We start from the raw sequence: 3,697 nt of genomic DNA, 5'->3' as shown, positions 1-3,697 counted from the left end.
CATCAGTCAGAATCCTCCATGAATGCCAATAACATTTGGCGACAACAAACATACATCTAGGGTTGCTTTGGGTTGGGAAATTGCACCCTACTTGACCACCCGTTTGCGTTGCATATGACCACCCATTTGCATTGGACCTGACCAGCTGTTTGCATGGGACTTGACCAGATGCTTTGAATGGATTCCTCAGAGCATGAGGATTTTGCTCTCGGCCATATTCAGATCACAGTTGGGTAATTGCACGAGGTTGCCCCCCATTTGCTTTCGACCTGACCAGTCATGTGCACCGTATTTGACCAGCAAGACTTGTGGAGACATGACCGGAAGAGAACGGCCAGAAGCTGTCATCGAGCACCTTGGAAATTTAGGACGCTTCAGGCTGTCACAAGCTCGTGATGGCAAAAGCGAAGTCAGTATCGGAACCGCAGATAACAGCATGACATCAGCGAAATCAGCTGCGATTCCGCTGGTGCAATTTAATTAAGGGCTGACAATGACCTTGATGTCCGAGCCCGAGATACTCTTGATGTATGAGTAGCTCGTTCCCAAGACGGCCAACTGTTCCTTCGACACCTTCTTCGCTGATATCGCGGGTTGGACGATCACAAATTTGAAGATCAGCTCATGGTCGTGGCATTTGTTGCGCAGTATCTCCAACTGCTGAGGCGTGCCCTTCAGGATTCTGTCGAAGTCCTTCAGCAGTGATTGCTGGTAACGATCCATCAGTCGGTTGAAGAACTTATCGTCCGTGTACAGCCATTTCACCGATCTCGACGCCTGACCGCATACTTCATAGACGTCGGCGACGCGGGCCCCGGGGGCGTCCGTCACGGGGCAGAATTTGCAATGGTAAAGGTCGACGTAAATGGCGTCCTTGTTTTCCCGAATTGCCACGAGATCAGCAATTTCGCCTTTGCCGTCATCGTTGAAGACTATGGAGTAGTCATCAGCGATCTTGTCAAAGGTGAAGCCTTGTACTGAGTCCTTACGTCGGTCTGCACGCATGGACTCTTGATGGATTTTCGTCGTTCCCCAATCCCAGGGTTCGAGCAAACCGGCAGGCAGTTTTACGTCCATGCTGTTGAGCGAGTACTGACGGTAGTTGCCTTGCACCATGGAACCGTCGACCTTGAGCAAAACAAGCGGCTCTGCATCCAGGTAGGAGTCCAGTGGCATTTCGTGGGGGTAAAGGATCTTCACACCTGGGCAGGAGGTCTTGTATCCGTCCTCCAACAACTTGATGGCGATGGTAGTGAGGCGACGTTCTTCGCCATCGTTACCCACGACAAGGACGGGGATCTCCAGCGTCCGCACTCCACTGTACTCAGGCTTACCAAGCTCGACGTCGAGAAGGTTGAAAGTCTCTCCCTGAAAATATAGCGAGATCCTTTGCTCGTTTTCGATCGCGATCGACAGAGGCCAGTCGGCGTAGAACAGGCCTTCTGGCCATCTGTCCTTGATTTGGTCAACACGCATGACATTTTTGAGTACGTCAGCAGGGTCGATGGTGTTGTCGTTGAGTTTGACCGACATGCGCTTGCACCACTCGACCCAGTAGTTGATTGGAGAGGAGTTCATCTCCCAAATCTTGCCCTTGTGCGAGCAGCCCACAGTGGTTCGTTCTCCATCCTCAAAACCGGTGGCGAAGATGTTGGACTTTGTCGCATTGCCTTTCTCGATGTCGCTAATCACCTGGTTGATATCGCGCCCCACGTGCATCGTGAATCGCAGGTCTTTCCGGGCGCGGGACAGGCCAACGTTCTGCAGCTTCATCAGCTTGATGTCGTGGAGCGCACGGAAGGTCGGCTCACCATTGATGCGACGAGGGTCTTTGGCTACCAGGTTGAGAAAGCGAGTTGCCTGGGTATCGTCACCTGAGGTGTGAATGAACAGGGTTTTCTGCGCCTTGTTATAGAAAGCAATGTACAGATTCCAATTGGTATCGACGATTTCTTCGGTTTGAGCCCACCCAACCATAGTCTCTCGCCGAGTCACGGCAATGACGGTATCGGCCTGATCATTGATCGAGATGTACTGCAGTGTTTCCCTGCGTCCATCCAGACCCTGCGCACGCTGTGGTGTCCAGTCTTTAGAGGAGACGTGATACGCCACGGCGCTGATTTTGGGGTTCGGGTTCAGCCCAAAAATCACTTGGGCATCGTCACCGTCAGCAAACTGCTCGTTGAAGTCAGCCCTCTCAATTTCCCGACCTACCTTTTGCTCGCTCACGTTGCGAATGACTGCACCCCAGTCAGCACTCTCCTTGTAGAGTTCTGCCATCTGGTGGTCGGTTTTCTGATTAGCGATGTTCGCCACGAACTTGGCATCACCAAGGGCGGCATCAACCCTCGTCAACCGACCAATGAACTGGAGCGTCACCGCGGGGCTTTGATGTTGATCATGAATTGCGGCGATTTTGAGCTCAGGCAGATCGAAGCCTTCCCCAAGCATGTCGACGCAGACGATGATCCGGTGCTTCTTCTCGACGATCTCCGCCATCACTCTGGCTTGGTTCGGCACCTTGCTGTGAATCAGGACTGGCGTTAGGTCGACGTGCTGCTTATAAATCTCAAACAGGTCTGTCGCCCGCTTGTGCGACTTGGCTCGCACCATCATCAAATGGTTGTACCCAGCCTTGAGGTCAGCCCGGAGCAGCTCAACAGCCTTGTCTGCGATGGCCTGGTCAGACAGCTTGAGGTTGTATTCTCGTACCGGATGGAACTCGATGCCTTTGAAATAGCCATCAAGCTGCGCATCCCGGAGCGGGTAGTTGTAGATGATCTTGCCGGCCAGAGCCAGACCATCCTCCCGGAATGGCGTCGCTGTGAACTGAATACAAGGTTTGCCGCTGAAGGCGGTTTTGATTCGGTTCCAACTCGCTGCCACCACATGGTGAGCCTCATCGATCATCAGGTGGCTGCACATGTTCACCAGCGCCCCCAAGGCAGCGTCTTCGAATAGCAGTAGGGCCTGGGGGGTGGCCACAATGATGTTGGCAGTAGCTAATTTTGCAACCTGCGCCTGAGACAGCTTCGAATCGATGGCTGCAACAATGGGGTTGCGCGCTATGTCCGATACCGCCCCCACGGTGCGGAGTGTCTTCATCTCCGTGCACTTGCCCACCAACTGTGTTCTGAGGGCATCCGAGGGAACCAGGATCAAGGTTCTGGCCATCCTCGCAGCGATGATTAGTGCGAGCATGGTGTCAGTCTTCCCTGTACCGGTCGGCATGACCACTGTGGCGGTCGAAGAAGGATCAACCACCAGGTGCCCCAAGGTGGCGTAAAGCGCAGCCAGTTGCGGCTTGCGCAGCCCGGGTGCGTTCGTCTTGGGATCGTCGATACTGAAATTGAAGAGATGGTTTTGCCAGCTCTGGTACACATCCAAATACGTTATGACTACATCGTCCATGGCGAATACCTAGAGGCAGAAAAACTTCTTGGGAAAAGATGGCGATATGGTAGCACGCCCCTATTTTTTCCATGACCTTAACCGCTTAGAGATACGGACAAAACGAGTCGAGCCCCACGCAGGATGGCCGAACTGTCGTGCCCGCTTTTGCCGAAAGCTGTCGTACGTGGGCGTCGGCTATCGGGCCATTAGCTGCCATTCGTGACAGACAGCAGTCGGCCAAATGAAGACGTTAAAAGTGCCTGGAAACCTAGGGCGAATCAAATCCACCATATTATTCATCCGC

2 protein-coding genes are annotated in these 3,697 nt (G+C 53.3%); one reads left to right on the top strand and one right to left on the bottom strand.

Annotated features, from left to right (window positions below):
* The first annotated feature begins 292 nt into the window (after positions 1–292).
* Positions 293–484 (top strand): hypothetical protein, encoded by a 192-nt coding sequence (locus tag K0F88_RS31885; RefSeq protein ID WP_219097861.1) that lies wholly within the window; start codon positions 293–295, stop codon positions 482–484.
* On the opposite strand, the gene K0F88_RS31880 is transcribed toward K0F88_RS31885, so the two are convergent.
* Positions 481–3,411, bottom strand: coding sequence for a DEAD/DEAH box helicase (locus tag K0F88_RS31880; RefSeq protein WP_219097860.1), 2,931 nt, complete (start codon positions 3,409–3,411; stop codon positions 481–483). The genes K0F88_RS31885 and K0F88_RS31880 overlap by 4 nt on opposite strands.
* Between the last annotated feature and the right edge of the window lie 286 nt (positions 3,412–3,697).

The sequence above is a fragment of the Pseudomonas sp. UMAB-40 genome, assembly GCF_900095275.1.
Classification (GTDB): Bacteria; Pseudomonadota; Gammaproteobacteria; order Pseudomonadales; family Pseudomonadaceae; genus Aquipseudomonas; species Aquipseudomonas mandelii_B.
The sequence above is the reverse complement of the archived record's forward strand: the minus strand, read 5'-3'. Positions and strand labels throughout refer to the sequence as shown.

What these genes read in the sequence shown, in the direction of transcription:
- K0F88_RS31880 (WP_219097860.1), bottom strand. Translation starts at nt 3,411, where the DNA reads ATGGACGATGTAGTCATAACGTATTTGGATGTGTACCAGAGCTGGCAA.